This is a genomic window from Amycolatopsis sp. NPDC048633 (assembly GCF_040650695.1).
Classification (GTDB): Bacteria; Actinomycetota; Actinomycetes; order Mycobacteriales; family Pseudonocardiaceae; genus Amycolatopsis.
Genome location: NZ_JBEZHS010000029.1, coordinates 80,542 through 93,424 on the forward strand (window position 1 = coordinate 80,542; position 12,883 = coordinate 93,424).

The 12,883-nt window shown below is 72.4% G+C and carries 16 protein-coding genes; 7 read left to right on the plus strand and 9 right to left on the minus strand.

What is annotated here, in order from left to right; all coding sequences use genetic code 11:
* Positions 1 to 40 precede the first annotated feature (40 nt).
* The 3 genes from AB0C38_RS36810 to AB0C38_RS36820 all read right to left on the minus strand — a co-directional run bounded on the left by AB0C38_RS36810 (position 41) and on the right by AB0C38_RS36820 (position 1,550).
* Complete coding sequence (locus AB0C38_RS36810) at positions 41 to 310, minus strand: hypothetical protein (RefSeq protein ID WP_360682449.1); 270 nt, start codon at positions 308 to 310, stop codon at positions 41 to 43.
* Between the two features lie 236 nt (positions 311 to 546).
* The gene (locus AB0C38_RS36815) at positions 547 to 723 is read right to left on the minus strand and encodes a hypothetical protein (RefSeq protein WP_360682394.1); all 177 of its coding nucleotides are present in this window, start codon (positions 721 to 723) and stop codon (positions 547 to 549) included.
* Between the two features lie 62 nt (positions 724 to 785).
* Positions 786 to 1,550 carry a DUF1932 domain-containing protein gene (locus tag AB0C38_RS36820; RefSeq protein ID WP_360682395.1) on the minus strand — a complete coding sequence of 255 codons (765 nt, stop codon included), beginning with the start codon at positions 1,548 to 1,550 and terminating at the stop codon, positions 786 to 788.
* A gap of 75 nt (positions 1,551 to 1,625) precedes the next feature.
* On the opposite strand from AB0C38_RS36820, the gene AB0C38_RS36825 reads away from it, so the two are divergent.
* The 4 genes from AB0C38_RS36825 (at position 1,626) to AB0C38_RS36840 (ending at position 5,342) form a co-directional block, all read left to right on the plus strand.
* Positions 1,626 to 2,300 carry a GntR family transcriptional regulator gene (locus AB0C38_RS36825; RefSeq protein ID WP_360682396.1) on the plus strand — a complete coding sequence of 225 codons (675 nt, stop codon included), beginning with the start codon at positions 1,626 to 1,628 and terminating at the stop codon, positions 2,298 to 2,300.
* A gap of 322 nt (positions 2,301 to 2,622) precedes the next feature.
* Positions 2,623 to 3,327 (plus strand): 4-carboxy-4-hydroxy-2-oxoadipate aldolase/oxaloacetate decarboxylase, encoded by a 705-nt coding sequence (locus tag AB0C38_RS36830; RefSeq protein WP_360682397.1) that lies wholly within the window; start codon positions 2,623 to 2,625, stop codon positions 3,325 to 3,327.
* Positions 3,324 to 4,376, plus strand: a complete 1,053-nt coding sequence (locus tag AB0C38_RS36835) for a 4-oxalomesaconate tautomerase (protein WP_360682398.1) — start codon at positions 3,324 to 3,326, stop codon at positions 4,374 to 4,376. The genes AB0C38_RS36830 and AB0C38_RS36835 overlap by 4 nt, the downstream gene beginning before the upstream one ends.
* 9 nt (positions 4,377 to 4,385) lie before the next feature.
* The gene (locus tag AB0C38_RS36840; RefSeq protein WP_360682399.1) at positions 4,386 to 5,342 is read left to right on the plus strand and encodes a catechol 2,3-dioxygenase; all 957 of its coding nucleotides are present in this window, start codon (positions 4,386 to 4,388) and stop codon (positions 5,340 to 5,342) included.
* Here the strand turns inward: AB0C38_RS36840 and AB0C38_RS36845 are convergent, their stop codons facing one another.
* The 4 genes from AB0C38_RS36845 to AB0C38_RS36860 form a co-directional block, all read right to left on the minus strand.
* The gene (locus AB0C38_RS36845; protein ID WP_360682400.1) at positions 5,343 to 6,386 is read right to left on the minus strand and encodes an MAB_1171c family putative transporter; all 1,044 of its coding nucleotides are present in this window, start codon (positions 6,384 to 6,386) and stop codon (positions 5,343 to 5,345) included.
* A 65-nt stretch (positions 6,387 to 6,451) separates the two neighbouring features.
* On the minus strand, positions 6,452 to 6,958 hold the full coding sequence (locus AB0C38_RS36850; RefSeq protein WP_360682401.1) for a hypothetical protein: 507 nt from the start codon (positions 6,956 to 6,958) through the stop codon (positions 6,452 to 6,454).
* Positions 6,955 to 7,392 (minus strand): helix-turn-helix domain-containing protein, encoded by a 438-nt coding sequence (locus tag AB0C38_RS36855; RefSeq protein ID WP_360682402.1) that lies wholly within the window; start codon positions 7,390 to 7,392, stop codon positions 6,955 to 6,957. The genes AB0C38_RS36850 and AB0C38_RS36855 overlap by 4 nt, the downstream gene beginning before the upstream one ends.
* A gap of 490 nt (positions 7,393 to 7,882) precedes the next feature.
* A complete protein-coding gene (locus AB0C38_RS36860; RefSeq protein ID WP_360682403.1) occupies positions 7,883 to 8,272 on the minus strand; it encodes an HTH domain-containing protein in 390 nt (129 codons plus the stop codon).
* A 54-nt stretch (positions 8,273 to 8,326) separates the two neighbouring features.
* Here AB0C38_RS36860 and AB0C38_RS36865 point away from each other — a divergent pair, with 54 nt between their 5' ends.
* Entirely contained in the window at positions 8,327 to 8,896 is a 570-nt protein-coding gene (locus tag AB0C38_RS36865) for a GNAT family N-acetyltransferase (RefSeq protein WP_360682404.1), read from the plus strand.
* A 2-nt stretch (positions 8,897 to 8,898) separates the two neighbouring features.
* Here AB0C38_RS36865 and AB0C38_RS36870 read toward each other — a convergent pair whose 3' ends face one another.
* Positions 8,899 to 10,575 carry an MOSC and FAD-binding oxidoreductase domain-containing protein gene (locus AB0C38_RS36870; protein WP_360682405.1) on the minus strand — a complete coding sequence of 559 codons (1,677 nt, stop codon included), beginning with the start codon at positions 10,573 to 10,575 and terminating at the stop codon, positions 8,899 to 8,901.
* Between the two features lie 14 nt (positions 10,576 to 10,589).
* Positions 10,590 to 11,114, minus strand: coding sequence for a CGNR zinc finger domain-containing protein (locus tag AB0C38_RS36875; RefSeq protein ID WP_360682406.1), 525 nt, complete (start codon positions 11,112 to 11,114; stop codon positions 10,590 to 10,592).
* Positions 11,115 to 11,193: 79 nt separating this feature from the next.
* Between AB0C38_RS36875 and AB0C38_RS36880 the strand changes: the two genes are divergently transcribed.
* Complete coding sequence (locus AB0C38_RS36880) at positions 11,194 to 12,063, plus strand: DUF427 domain-containing protein (protein ID WP_360682407.1); 870 nt, start codon at positions 11,194 to 11,196, stop codon at positions 12,061 to 12,063.
* Between the two features lies 1 nt (position 12,064).
* A complete protein-coding gene (locus AB0C38_RS36885) occupies positions 12,065 to 12,778 on the plus strand; it encodes an SDR family oxidoreductase (protein WP_360682408.1) in 714 nt (237 codons plus the stop codon).
* Positions 12,779 to 12,883: the final 105 nt, after the last annotated feature.

A 12,883-nucleotide genomic window follows, 5' to 3' on the forward strand; every position in this document is an offset into this window, starting at 1 on the left:
CAGAACTGTCGTCACGAGGAGCGGTGCGGGACGGCGTGGCCTACCAGCGCCGCGCTTGTGCGGTGCTTCGCCACCGTCGGTGCGGTCTCGGCGCTTCCGCGGGCCGCCCCGCGCAAGCGGAACCGGGAGCGGCGTCGTCCGCCGGCGGACGACCCTCGGCGGGAGTGAGGCCGAGGACGGCCAGCAGCAGCGCGCAGTCGTCGGCGTCGTGCGAAGCCGAAGCGACCACGCGGACGGCCTGGTGCCGCTGCTCGCCGGTCAGGGCGAAGGCGTCCGTCGTGTCTTCGGGAAACGCCCGTGAGCCGGTCATCGGACCGGGGCGGAGGCCGCGCTCGGGCAGAGGGTGGTTTCGGCTGTCATTCCGGCCCTCCGGTCGGGTATTCACCACGGCAAGTGGTGCCGCCGGGGACCGGGGCGGAGTGGCCCGGGGCCTGGTGGCTCCCGGACCCTCGAATGTAGTCCTCCCGGCCGGTGGCCGGGGTTGGCAAACGGGTTGGAGTGGTTCAGCCGGGCCCAGGGCCATTTCCGGGGCGCGGCGGCCGGCGTTCACGGGCGGCCGCTCGTCGTCGCGCGGGCCGAGCCGCAGGCCCGGCGCTCCGCGAATCCGGGACCGGCGTCCGGCGGGCCGGTCCGGAAGCGGACGCCCGCGATCGCGAACACCGGGAAGTTCAAAGAGGACAGTCCACTCGCGACCAGGGCGCCTCCCTGCCACGGCCCGGACACCGAACCGGACGATCGCGACCGGCCGCGTCCCGAACCGGTCCGTGCCGCCGATTTCTCGGGCGTCAATCAGCCAGGTGGGCAAGCTGGTCACGAGCCGCGGCCGCGACGTCGGCGCGTACGCCCAGCTCGCCGAGCATCTCCGTGGCCGCCGCCATCTCGGACGTCCGGCGGACGGCGTGCTTGATCGAGCCGTCGACCAGCCGGTCCACGGTGGCGGCGCCGGCCGCGGTGAGCTCGTCGACGACGATCTTGCGCAGCCAGTCCTCGCAGCCCGCGGCGCGCGCGGCGGTCAGCGCCTCGACCACGGCGGCCGACATGCCCTTGAAGAACACGCTCCGCAGCAGCTTGCGCTCGGCGGCGAGCCCGGCGTCGCCGGCCATGACCTCGACCGCGGCGCCGAACGAGTTCAGCGCGGTGGCGACGGCCCCGGCGGCGGTGCCGGTGGCCAGCATCGGGACGAGCAGGCCGCGGCCCGGCACCGGCGCCATGATCGCGATGTCGGCGAACGGCACGCCGTGCCCGGCGGCGATTATCGCCAGCTTGCGCTTGGTGCCGGGGGAGGCGGTGTTCAGGTCGGCCCAGGCCGCGCCGGTTTTCAGGCCGGTCAGTCCGGCTTCGAGCGCGTCGACGGCCGCGGACGCGCTGTTCACGCTGAGCACCAGGTCGGCGCCTTCGGCGGCTTCGGCTTCGGAGCCGGTCGCGACGACGCCCTCGGCGGCGGGAACGGCCGGGTCGTAGCCGCGCACGACGGCCCCGGCCGCGGTCAGGTCGCGGGCGAGTGCGCTGCCCGCTTCGCCGAGTCCCAGTACCGCGATGGTTCCGGTCATAGCAGAATCCTCTCTACAAGCTACGATCGAGTACACGATGTTCTCGACAAAATTGTCAACAAACGGAGCCGGGGTATGACGGAGAGTGCTGCGGACGGGCAGCCGGGGGAGCGTTCCGTGGTGGCGGCCATCCGCGACGCGATCGTCCGCGGCGAGTTCGTGCCCAACCAGAGGCTGGTGGAGGCGGACCTCTCCGCCCAGTTCGCCGCGAGCCGCGCGACGGTGCGCGCGGCGCTGATCGAGCTGACCAACGAGGGGCTGGTCGAGCGCGTGCAGAACCGGGGAGCCCGGGTGCGCGCGGTGTCGCTGGAGGAGGCCGTCGAGATCTCCGAGGTCCGGATGATGCTCGAGTCGCTGTGCGCGGCGAAGGCGGCGGAGCGCGTTTCCGACGCGGAGGTCGGCGAGCTGAAGGAGCTCGGCGAGCTGATGCACCAGGCGGTGGCCGGCGGGGACGTGGTCGGGTATTCGGGCCTCAACCAGCGGCTGCACCGCCGGGTCCGCGAGATCAGCGGCCAGCGCACGGCGGCGCAGGTGCTGGAGAGACTGCGCGGGCAGAGCGTGCGCCACCAGTTCCGGCTGGCGATGCGGCCGGGCCGCCCGCAGGTCTCGCTCCCGGAGCACCTGGCGATCATCGACGCGATCTGCGCCCACCACCCGGAGAGGGCGGCGGAGGCAGCGCGGGCGCACCTGGGGAGCGTGATCGAGGCCCTCAAAGCGGCCGACGCCGAGGTCTCGCCGCTGCACCCGTGACTTGCGGGCGGCCGGGGGTGATCGGTGCCGCGAAGTCTCGCGGCTGCACTCGTGACTTGCGGTGGTCCGGGAAATCGGTGCTGCGGAGTCTGCCGCTGCACTCGCGACTCGCGGAGCGCCCCGGAGTGGCCGGGCGAACGTCGCGAATGACTCATTCGGGACCTCCGACGCCGCGAATGACCCATTCGCGACGCTGGTCCCGGGGGCTCGCGACCCGCACCGCCCGCTCGTTGCGGACCGCTCGAACCCTCCGCTCGACCCACTCCCACTTGGCCACCAAAATTGTTGACAATTTCGTCAACCGAACCGTACCGTAGTTCGTATGAAGCCCGTCATCGTCACCGATCCGCCGCGTGCCGACCTCGGCCAGGTCGCGCGCCTGGCCGACTACGGCGTCGCCACCGTTCATGAGGCTCTCGGGCGCTCCGGGCTGCTCGGCCCGGACCTGCGCCCGATCCAGGACGGCGCGCGCATCGGCGGCACCGCCGTCACCGCGCTCTGCTGGCCCGGCGACAACCTCATGATCCACGCGGCCGTCGAGCAGTGCCGCGAAGGCGACGTCCTGGTCGTCACCACCACCTCGCCCTGCCGCGACGGGCTCTTCGGCGAGCTGTTCGCCACCGCGCTGCGCTACCGCAAAGTCCACGGCCTCGTCATCAACACCGGCGTCCGCGACGTCACCGACCTGCGCGCCCTCGGCTTCCCCGTGTGGTCGGCCGCGGTGAGCGCGCAGGGCACCGTCAAGGCGACCGCCGGCGCGGTCAACGTGCCCGTCGTCATCGGCGGGCAGGTGATCCGCCCGGGCGACGCGATCCTCGCCGACGACGACGGTGTCATGCGGGTCCGCCGCGAAGACGTCCAAACAGGACTCGAAGCCTCCCAGGCGCGGCTCGAAAAGGAAGCCGCCGCACGGGAAGCGTTCGCCCAGGGGCAGCTCGGCCTGGACCGCTACGGCCTGCGCGAGAAGCTCGACGCCCTCGGGGTCCGCTACCTGACCGCCGAGGAGTACGAGAAGGAGCAGGCATGACCGGCGTGCGCTGCATGCTCGTGCGCGGGGGCACCTCCAAGGGCGCCTACTTCCTCGCGGAAGACCTTCCCGCCGACCCCGGGAGCCGCGACGACCTCCTGATGCGGATCATGGGCACCCCCGACCCGCGCCAGATCGACGGCGTCGGCGGAGCCCAGCCCGTCACCAGCAAGGTCGCCATCGTGTGGAAGGCGAGCGAGTCCGGGCACGACATCGACTACCTGTTCCTGCAGCTGGGTGTCGAAGAGCCCACCGTCTCCGACCGGCAGACCTGCGGCAACCTCCTGGCCGGCGTCGGGCAGTTCGCCGTCGAACGCGGGCTCGTGCCCGCCGGCGAAGACCGCACCACCGTGCGCGTGCGGCTGGTCAACACCGGCACCATCGCCGTCTCGACCTTCGCCACCCCCGGCGGCGATGTCGACTACAGCGGCGACACGGCCATCTCCGGCGTGCCCGGCACGGCCGCCCCGGTCGAGCTCGACTTCACCGAGACCGAAGGGTCCGTCTGCGGCAGCCTGCTGCCCACCGGCCACGTCCGCGACAACGTCGGCGGCATCGAAGTGTCCTGTGTGGACAACGGCATGCCGGTCGTGGTCGCGCGCGCCGAAGACCTCGGCATCACCGGGTACGAAGACCCGGCCGAGCTCGCCGCCGACACCGGGCTCGCCGAGCGGATCGACGCGCTGCGCGTCGAAGCCGGGAAGCTGATGGGCCTCGGCGACGTCCGCGGCAGCTCGGTCCCCAAGACCACGCTGGTCGCCGCGCCCCGCGACGGCGGCGCGATCTGCACCCGGACGTTCATCCCGGTCAAGCCGCACCCGTCGATCGGCGTGCTCGGCGGCGTCAGCGTCGTCACGGCGCTGCTGCTCGACGGCGCCGTCGGCCAGGACCTCCTGCAGGCGCCGCCCGCCGGCAAGCCCGTCGAAATCGAGCACCCGAGCGGCAAGCTCGCGGTCGGCATCGAGTTCGACGGGTCCCACGTCCGCCGGTCGACGGTGATCCGCACCGCGCGGAAGCTGTTCGACGGCACCGTCTTCCCCCGCCTCTGAGGAGCATCGATGCCGCAGCCCTCGCCCCGCCACGAGATCGCGCACCTCGGTCACGTCGAGCTGTTCACCCCGGAGCCGGAGAAGAGCCTGGACTTCTTCGTCCGCGTGCTCGGGCTGACCGAGAACGGCGCCGAAGGCGACTCCGTCTACCTGCGCACGTGGGACGACTACGAGCACCACAGCCTGAAGCTCACCGCGGCGAAGACGTCCGGGGTCGGGCGGACGGCGGTGCGCGCGTCCAGCGAAGAGGCCCTCAAGCGGCGCGTGGTCGCCCTCGAGGAGCGCGGGCTCGGCGTCGGCTGGGTCGACGGCGACCCCGGGATCGGCCCCACGTACCTGTTCCGCGACCCGGACGGGCACGAGCTCGAGGTCTACTGGGAGACCGAGCGCTACCGGCCGCCGGAGCACCTGCGGCCCGCGCTGAAGAACCAGGCGCAGGCCTACCCCGGGCGCGGGGTCGGCGTCCGGCGCCTCGACCACGTCAACTACCTGGCGCGCGAGGCCGAGGTCAACGGCCGGTTCATCTGCGACGCGCTGGGCGGCCGGGTCACCGAGCAGATCCAGCTCGACAGCGGCGTGATTTCGGGGCAGTGGACGCACTTCGCGCAGAAGTCCTACGACATCGTCTACACGAACGACTGGACGAAGTCGAACGGGCGCCTGCACCACATCGCGTTCGCGACCGACACGCGCGAGGACATCCTGCGGGCGGCCGACATCGCGCTCGACAACGACGTCCACATCGAGACCGGGCCGCACAAGCACGCGATCCAGCAGACGTTCTTCCTCTACGTGTACGAGCCGGGCGGCAACCGCATCGAGCTGTGCAACCCCACCGGGCGGCTGATCTTCGCGCCGGACTGGGAACCGGTCACCTGGACCGAGGCCGAGCGGGCCAAGGGGCAGGCGTGGGGGTTGAAGACGATCGAGTCGTTCCACACGCACGGCACGCCGCCGGTGGAGTGATCAGGAGACGTCCGCGGTGGGCCGCCTGCTGATCTCGCGGAAGGCGTCGGCGACCCGGCAGAGGTACTCGGTGTCGCTGCCGAGGTCCTGTCCACCTTGGACGGTCGTCTCGGGGGAAAGCGGTGGCAGGCCGTCTTCGCGAGCGCGCAGGGCGGCCACGATCTCGGCGGCCTCCTGCTGTTCCCCGGCGCCGGACCCGCTGCGGTACGGGCGGATCACGAGCAGGCCGTCGCGGATCTCGATGACCCGCCGGTAGAGCTGCAGCCGCGTCGGGAACACGGTGGTGCGCGGCGGTTCCAGCGCGATCGCGGGCTCGGCCCGGTAGAGGGCCAGCCAGAGCGGGCCGAGCCGGCGGTACTGCCGGTGGCGGCGCAGCCAGCCGGCCACCGCGGGCACGCCGACGCCGACGAGCACGAGCAGGTGCGCCGTCGTGGGGAGGGCCTTGCTCAGCAGGAAACCCTTGCCGTACTCGAAGTCGAACGGGGCACGGGCGGAGATCGCGATGACGGTCCGGACCACCATGTAGCCGGCCGCGGCGACGACCCCGGCGACGACCAGGCCGAGGCCGAGGCGCAGGATCCGGTCCGGCGCCTTGCGGGCGTCCTGCAGGCACAGGCGCGCGATGACCGCGAACTCGGGCAGGAGCGCCACGGCGTAGGCGATGCAGTACTCCATGACGAACGGCGACTGCGGCATCACGTCGGGGGCCAGCGCGAAGGTGATGACCATCGCGGCACCGCCGATGAGGGCCCAGGCGGTGTGGCGGTGGGCGCTCGCCGGAAGTCCGTGCAGCCGCAGGAGGAGCTGGGCGCCGGCCCAGACCGCGCCGACCATGGCGAGGTGGGCGACGAGCAGTTCGATGCTGGGGACGTGCAGGACGCGGGTGAGATCGCGGACGGCGGGGGTGAGCGCGGTTTGGGAGACGGCCAGGCCCAGCACGCAGAACCGCACGAGGCGGCGGCCGGGGGCCGGTCCGGGGCGCAGGAACATCAGCAGGACCCAGGCCAGGGCCGCGGGACCGTAGCGGCGGATGACCTCACCCACGGTCGCCTCGGTTCGCCGGCGGGATGGGTCGGCCCGAGGTCGTCGGCGCGGGGCGGCCGTTCGCCTCACCCACGGTCGCCGCCGTCTTCGAGGGCTGAGCGCAGCCGGTCGGCTGCCGAGTTGCCGCGGTGGGCCAGTCCCGTGTGCTGCCCCAGCATCGAGGCGAAGAACTCCGCTTCCCGCTCCTCCACGCTCGAATACCCCGCGCGCCCCAGGACCCGGCGGACCATGTCGGGGTCCAGGCTGGGCAGCAGCAGCCGCATCTGCTCGGCCGGGGTGAGGGATGCCGGGTAGTGGTCGCAGAGCATGTGGCCGATCTCGTGCAGCACGATGTGGTCCTGGTGGGGCGCGCTCGTGTGCTGCTCGTACGCGATCAGGTCGGTCGTGTCCGTGGCGATCCACAGCCCGCACACCTCGGACAGACCCGGCAGGGGCAGCAGCCGGATCGGCCGCCCGCGCCGCTCGCCCAGCGCCGCGCACAGCGTGGGCACGTCGAAGGAGGCCGGCAGGTCCAGGTCCCGCAGCACCGCGGCGAACCGGTGACGCAGCTGCCGCCGCCCGCGGGAGCTCATCGTTCGGCGTCGCTCGCCGGTTCGGGCAAGCCTTCGAGCTCGCGGACGCGGTCGACCATGTCACTGATCGCTTCGAGGCTCTTCGCCGACAACCCGCGCGCGCGGAGCGCGATCTGGCGGACCGGTGCGTCCCGGAACGCGCTGAGCAGCGTCAGCTCGGCGTCGATGCGTTCGGCTTCCGCGTCGTCGAAGAAGTACGCCGGGGGCACGCCGAAGAACCCCGCGAGCGCTTCGAGGTGCCGCTTGGTCGGGTTGTCGCGCAGGCCTTTGCGCAGCTGCCAGAGGTAGGTCGCGGAGATGGTGGGACCGCCCTGGGTCCGGATCGACTCGGCGACCTCGTCGAAGGTGTACTCGTCGCCGTCGGCGGGCCGCACGACGCCGAACAGGTGGTTCAGCTTCGTGGAGAGGGTTCCCGCGGCGATCTCCTCCGGCATGGCAGGAGTCTACCGCGCCGCCAACTGCGGTGAGGTGGGTTCACGGTCACCGGTCCACCTCAGTTGACCGCGTCGGCCACGTCAGTTTACGATCGCGGCCGAGTTCACCAACTGATGTGAATGGGCGAGGGGGCGGTTCACATTCCGAGGAAGAGCACGAGGATGGCCCGAGCGATGACGATTCCGGGACGGCTGGCCGTGGTGGGGGCCGCCGGACTGCTCTACGCCTGCTACATCGGAGGCGCCGGCTGCCCTGTGGGGCAGCGAATTTGAAGCGACCACGCGTCGCCTGACGTCAGGCTCGTCGCGGCCTCGAGCTGTGAGACGACGCCGCTCGTCCACTTGAATCGTATAACGGTCTATACGACGGTGCTCACCGGATCCGGTCCGCCGGTTCCGGTGCCGGTGACGCGCATCGTGCCCGTCCGGCACGTCGGACCTGCGGACGCCCGGTGCGCCGGAGCCGGCCGGTGACCGCGTCGGCAGCTCCTCACCGGAAAGCGGTGAGGAGCTTGTCCAGCGCGCTGCACGCGGTGGCGGAGGTGTACGGGCCGAGGGCCACCAGGGACGCGACGAGGGCGGCGACCTCGCCGGGGCTGAAGCTCACCGGTGGCACGACGGCCGGCATGGTGAGCCGGTAGCCGCCGCCGGCGCCGCGCTTCACCTCGACCGGGACGCCCGCCGCGCGCAGGCGCGTCACGTCGCGTTCGACGGTCCGCACCGTCGTTCCGGTGCGCTCGGCCAGGACGCGGCCCGTCACGAACCGGGGCGCCCGCGCGCGCATCTCCTCGATCAGGGCGTGCTGCCTCTCGACCAGCGGCACGGCTTGGTGCAGCTGGGTCATCCCCGGGTAGCGGCCGGAGCCGACGAGCCGATCCACGTGCGCCCCCTAACCGACATCGCCTTGTCGGGTATCCGATTCTACGGTGGTCCCATGTTCATGATCCGTCCTGCTTCGCGCTTCGAAGACGTCGCCGCGATCCTCAACCCCAGCGGTAACGAACGCGCCTGCTGGTGCCTCGCGTACCGCATCACCTCGGCCGAGTACAACGCGCTGCGCGGCGAGGAGCGAACCGAGCGGGTCCGGGGCCTCTGCGCGGGCGAACCCGCGCCGGGCGTGCTCGCCTACGACGGGGACACGCCGGCCGGGTGGTGCAGCATCTCGCCGCGGTCGAGCATGGTGCGTCTCGTGCGGTCGCGGACGATGCCGCCGCTCGACGACCTGCCGGTGTGGAGCGTGGTGTGCTTCGTGGTGAGCTCGCCCTACCGCCGCAGCGGGGTGTCCGCGGCGTTGCTGGCCGGCGCGGTCGACCACGCGCGTGCGCACGGCGCCCCGGCGGTGGAGGGCTACCCGGTCGACCCGGAGGGCGGGCGCATCGGTTCGAGCGCCGCCCACGTCGGCACGACGTCGTTGTTCGAAGCGGCGGGCTTCGAGCGGATCCGGCCGACCGAAGCGCGGGCCGACCGCCGGGTCCGCTGGCTCATGCGGCTCGACCTCCGCTGACTTCAGAGGTCCAGCACGACGTCCTCCCGCGGCCGCGAACAGCAGATGAGCGCCTCGCCCTCGGCCGGCGTCTCCAGCGGGTCGGGGTCGTACTTCACGCGGCCCGAGAGCACCGGCGTCACGCACGTGTGGCAGACCCCGGTCCGGCACGACCAGCGCGTCGGCACATCGCACGCCTCCGCGAACTCCAGGAGACTGGGGAACTCCTCGCTCCACGGCACCGTGAGCCCGCTGCGCGCGAACGTCACCTCGGGCCCGGTTCCCGCCGTCCCCGCCGGGGCGTGCGGGGTCTTCCGGGCCACGTCGGTCAGCCCGGGGTTGATCGCGGACACCCCACCGAACAGTTCACTGTGGACGCGGGAAGCGTCGAAGCCCAGTGACACCAGGGCTTCGCGCATCGCCGTCATGAACGCGTCCGGTCCGCAGAGGTATGCGGTGGCCTCGAGCGGAAGGTCCAAAGCGGACAAGGCATCGCGGGTCAGCCGGCCGCTCTCGGCCGAGTGGTAGACGTGTTCGTGGCTGTTCGGAAGGCTCGCCACCAGCCGGTGCGCCTCGGCCCTGAACGCCTGTTCGGCGGCGGTCCGGGTGGTGTGCAGCCACCAGACTTCCCGCGTGCTCCGGCCGGCGGCGAGCGCGTGCAGCATCGCCAGCACCGGCGTCACGCCGATGCCCGCGGACAGCAGGACCACGGGACGGTCGTCGCCGGCCAGGACGAAGTCGCCGCGAGGCGCCGCCACGTCCACCAGCGCGCCCGCCGTCAGCTTGGCCTGGAGGTAGCTGCTCACCACGCCGTCCCGCTTGACGCTGATGCGGTACTCGCGGTCCGACGGCGCCGCCGACAGCGAGTAGCTGCGGACCGGCGCGGGGTCGCCGGCGCCGGGGACGCGCAGGGTGAGGTACTGGCCGGGCTCGGGCCGGGGGAGTGGCGCGCCGTCGTCGGCGGCCAGGTGGATCGAGGAAACCGTCGTGCTCTCGGGCACGACCCGGGCGACGCGCAGCGGCCGGAAGCCGCGCCACCCGGTCGGCGCGGGAGCCGGCTCCTCGGCCAGCAGGTCGCGGAACGACCCCTGCCAGCCCGGGCTGAGCGCGGGGATGTCGACGGCCTTGCGGAGCGCGCCGGAGTCGCGGCCCGGCAGGTAGAGGAGCGCGTCGATGTCCGCGACGCTCATCTCGTGGCGGCCGGTCCGGGTGCGGACGATCTCGTCGCCGGCCTCGACGTGGCCTTCGGTGATGACGCGCAGGTAGAAGCCGGGCCGGTGGTGTGCGACCAGCAGCGACGGCATCCGCGGCTCGCCCAGGCGCATCCCGACGCGGAAGCACGTGACGCGCGGCTGGGTGACCTCGAACTCGGCCTCGCCGATCCGGTACCGGTCGCCGATGTGCACCTCGTCGTCGGGCAGGCCGTCGACGGTGAAGTTCTCGCCGAACTGGCCGTCTTCGAGGTCGTTGCGGCCGAGGAACCGCCGCCAGTGCTCGTAGGACTGGCGCTGGTACACGAGCACCGCGCGGTTCTCGCCGCCGTGGCCGCCCAGATCGCCCTGGCCGTCGCCGTCGACGTTGAGCCGGCGGACCATCAGCCTGCCTTCGACGGGGTACTTGAAGATTCCCGTGTGGACGGTCCGCCCCTGCCAGGGCACGTCCTCCGGCATCCCGACGTTCAGTGACACCAAGCGGGCCATGGTGGTCGTCTCCTTCAGTCCGCGGCCGTGCGGGAGCGCTGGTAGTGCCGCCGGGCCTTCATGCGGTTGCCGCACACGGCCATCGAACACCAGCGGGCGCTGTTGGGCTTGCTGTGGTCGATCAGGAACAGCCGGCACTCCGGGTTGGCGCACGGGCGCAGCCGGCCGGGGCTCGACTTGGCGAGCGCGTCCCAGGCGAGCACGGCCCGCGCGGCGGCGGACCGGCCGGCGGGGAGGTCGAGGACCCACTCGACGCCGTCGTCGCCGAAGGACGCCCGGTAGGTCACGTCGTCGACGAACCGCGCCGCGGCGGTGGGCGCGTCCTGGCCGCGGACGATCGCCTGGAGCGCGGACCGCGCCTCGAGCAGCGTGCGGTGCTCGTCGTCGGTGGCCGGTTGCCCGTGGCCGGCCAGCCACTCCCGGGCCGCCCGCGCGTCGGCGAGGTCGTCGCCGGGTGTCCCGTCGCGGACCGGGGTGGTGTTCAGCAGGTCCAGGAGCAGTGTCTCGTCGGTCGCCATCTGCCTAACCTCCAAACTCATACTTGACAGGTTACACGACGCCTGATTGCATGTCTAACTATCAAAGCAGCTTAGAAGGGTTAGAACCGAGGAGGACATCATGGGACTGGCCTGGCAGCAGGGACCACTGGCGACGCGGGCGGTGGGGCACTTCCTGGTCGAGCAGCCGCTGCCCGAGCGGATGCTGTTCGCCGAGCCGCTGCGGCGGCGGATGCGCGTGCGGTTCGGCGGGGAGTGGGTGGCCGACAGCGAGGACGTCGTCCTGCTGCACGAGCCCGGCCGTTACCCGGTGGCGTACTTCCCGCTCGCCGACGTCCGCGAGGACGTGCTCGTCGCCGAGAACCGGACGACGACGCACCGCGAGCTCGGCCCGGCCGAGTGGTACTCGGTCCACGCGGCGGGCAAGCAGGCGCCGCGCGCGGCCTGGCGCTACACCGGCCTCCCGGGCCACGCGGACGTCCTGCGCGACCGCGTCGCCTTCGCCTGGCGGGCGATGGACGCCTTCTACGAGGAGGACGAGCGGATCGTCGGGCACGCTGCCGACCCGTACCACCGCATCGACATCCGGCAGACCTCGCGGCACCTCGTCGTGCGCGAGGGCGACCGCGTCGTCGCCGAGACCCGGCGCCCGGTCGTGCTCTACGAATCGGGCTTCGCGCCGCGCTGGTACGTGCCGCGCGAGGACATCGACCTGACGGCGCTGACGCCGGTCGACGGCGAGACCTTCTGCCCGTACAAGGGGCTGGCCGGCTACTTCGACATCGGGTCGGGCAAGCGCGCCGCCTGGTCCTACCCGGAGGCGTGGTCCGAGGTCGAGCGGGTGTCCGGGTTCGTGTCGTTCGAGCCGGACGTCGTCGACGTGACCCTCGACGGCCGCAAGCTGACCCTCGAACCGGGCCAGACCGTCACCCCGCACGGGATCGACCGGGGCCTGGACCCCGACGAGCTGATCGTTTCGAAAGGAAACTGAGATGACTTCCCTGAAAGACCGCACTGTTCTCGTCATCGGCCGCGGCAGCGGCATCGCCCGGGCGGTGACGCTCGCCGTGCGGGCGGCCGGGGCCACGGTCGTCGTCGCCGGACGCGACGAAGAAGCACTGGCCAAGGCGTACGACGACCCGGATGTCACGGCGGCCACCGTCGACCTGACCGACGAAGCCTCCGTCGCCGCGCTGGCCGAGCGCCTCGGCCGGGTCGACCACGTCGTGTCGACGGCGTCGGCCCGGGCCCGCGGCACGGTGGGCGACCTCGCCCACGACGTCGTGCTGAGGTCGTTCGACGTCAAGGTGCTCGGCCCCCTGCTGCTGGCAAAGCACTTCGCGCCGCGCATGCCCGAGGACGGCTCGTTCGTCTTCTTCTCGGGATCGTCGGCGCGCAAGCCCGCCGCCGGCATGCTCGCCGTCGGCGCCACGAACGCCGCGGTGGACGCGCTGACCCGGGGCCTCGCGGTGGAGCTGGCGCCGATCCGGGTGAACGCGGTCTCGCCCGGCACCATCGACACCGGGGCCTACGACGCCCTGGGGGACGAGAAGAAGGCCGCCCTGTTCGCCGCCCGCGCGGCCACCAGCCCGGCGCGGCGCGTCGGACGTCCCGAAGAAATCGCCGAAGCCGTGGTCTTCGCGCTGGGCAGCACCTTCCTGACCGGTGTCTCGCTCGGCGTCGACGGCGGCGAACCGCTCGTCTGAGGAGGAGCAGTCATGATCACTCGCAAGGTTCCGCGCCCGGCCGGCACGGTCACGCCGGAGGTCGGGCTCGTCCCGGCGATCTACGTACCGCGGCGGGTCGTCCGG

What these genes read in the sequence shown, in the direction of transcription:
- AB0C38_RS36810 (WP_360682449.1), bottom strand. Translation starts at nt 310, where the DNA reads ATGACCGGCTCACGGGCGTTTCCCGAAGACACGACGGACGCCTTCGCC.
- AB0C38_RS36820 (WP_360682395.1), bottom strand. Translation starts at nt 1,550, where the DNA reads ATGACCGGAACCATCGCGGTACTGGGACTCGGCGAAGCGGGCAGCGCA.
- AB0C38_RS36825 (WP_360682396.1), top strand. Translation starts at nt 1,626, where the DNA reads ATGACGGAGAGTGCTGCGGACGGGCAGCCGGGGGAGCGTTCCGTGGTG.
- AB0C38_RS36830 (WP_360682397.1), top strand. Translation starts at nt 2,623, where the DNA reads ATGAAGCCCGTCATCGTCACCGATCCGCCGCGTGCCGACCTCGGCCAG.
- AB0C38_RS36835 (WP_360682398.1), top strand. Translation starts at nt 3,324, where the DNA reads ATGACCGGCGTGCGCTGCATGCTCGTGCGCGGGGGCACCTCCAAGGGC.
- AB0C38_RS36840 (WP_360682399.1), top strand. Translation starts at nt 4,386, where the DNA reads ATGCCGCAGCCCTCGCCCCGCCACGAGATCGCGCACCTCGGTCACGTC.
- AB0C38_RS36850 (WP_360682401.1), bottom strand. Translation starts at nt 6,958, where the DNA reads ATGAGCTCCCGCGGGCGGCGGCAGCTGCGTCACCGGTTCGCCGCGGTG.
- AB0C38_RS36855 (WP_360682402.1), bottom strand. Translation starts at nt 7,392, where the DNA reads ATGCCGGAGGAGATCGCCGCGGGAACCCTCTCCACGAAGCTGAACCAC.
- AB0C38_RS36865 (WP_360682404.1), top strand. Translation starts at nt 8,327, where the DNA reads ATGTTCATGATCCGTCCTGCTTCGCGCTTCGAAGACGTCGCCGCGATC.
- AB0C38_RS36870 (WP_360682405.1), bottom strand. Translation starts at nt 10,575, where the DNA reads ATGGCCCGCTTGGTGTCACTGAACGTCGGGATGCCGGAGGACGTGCCC.
- AB0C38_RS36875 (WP_360682406.1), bottom strand. Translation starts at nt 11,114, where the DNA reads ATGAGTTTGGAGGTTAGGCAGATGGCGACCGACGAGACACTGCTCCTG.
- AB0C38_RS36880 (WP_360682407.1), top strand. Translation starts at nt 11,194, where the DNA reads ATGGGACTGGCCTGGCAGCAGGGACCACTGGCGACGCGGGCGGTGGGG.
- AB0C38_RS36885 (WP_360682408.1), top strand. Translation starts at nt 12,065, where the DNA reads ATGACTTCCCTGAAAGACCGCACTGTTCTCGTCATCGGCCGCGGCAGC.